General features: G+C 51.1%; 1 protein-coding gene. It reads right to left on the reverse strand.

Annotated features, from left to right (window positions below):
- Positions 1 to 763 (reverse strand): DUF4906 domain-containing protein (locus FW767_RS12960; RefSeq protein WP_235898136.1); only part of this gene is annotated, 763 nt, incomplete at its 3' end.
- Between the last annotated feature and the right edge of the window lie 47 nt (positions 764 to 810).

Consider the following 810-nt stretch of genomic DNA (forward strand, 5'->3'; position numbering starts at 1 on the left):
TGTCATCGTTGACCCATATGTGCCATGACCATACAATTTCATTGGCCTCGTTGTAACCCGCTATCACGGCATTGCCGGCAGTAGTGAGCGACTTCACGTGCACACGGTTGTACTCGTCGAGCCACACTTTGTCGCCTTTTGTGTTGTCGCCTATAACGTTCTGCTCCTGCCACAGTACTTTGACTTGGGCTATTTTCTTGGCGGGGTCTTTCTTGTTCACATAGTCGGAGTATTTCCATCCGCCGCCGGTTTCGGTGCGGTTATAGGGGTCAAACATGATCTCCTCTTTGAAGCCGAGCACATAACAGTTGGCGGGGGCTGCGAGCACACGGTCGTCGCGGTTCTCCGATTTTATATTTAGCGTTATATTGTAGTTGTGGTTGCGGCGTACGTTGAAGTCGTTATAGTCGTTCTCGCCGAGGTATATGGTGTACAGATAGTTGGACCCGTTGGTTTTGGACGATACGAAGAGCTGTACATAGAGCGCTTTGTCGGGAGCGTCGTTGTTTTTCAGCTTAGGATCGGTGTTCGTGGTCTTTCCTCGTCGGTTGGCCGGCATGTAGAAGGTGTATACGCTGCCTGATACAAGCTGCTTGTCAAGAGTTACGGAGCGTGTGGGGAAGTCGCCTACAGGGTAGTCTTCCTCCTTTGGCGTCTCCTCCATTCGCATGTCCTCGGGCATATTGTTGATTATGACGCGGTTCACGACCAGTCCTTTTGCAGCTTCTGCCGTCACGTACTTGAAGCTTATCTTTGCCATCATTCGCGTCAGGTGTATGTCTATCGGGTCGAGGTCAGTCTCTTTGCGTA

This window comes from Heminiphilus faecis (assembly GCF_008728965.1).
Classification (GTDB): Bacteria; Bacteroidota; Bacteroidia; order Bacteroidales; family Muribaculaceae; genus Muribaculum; species Muribaculum faecis.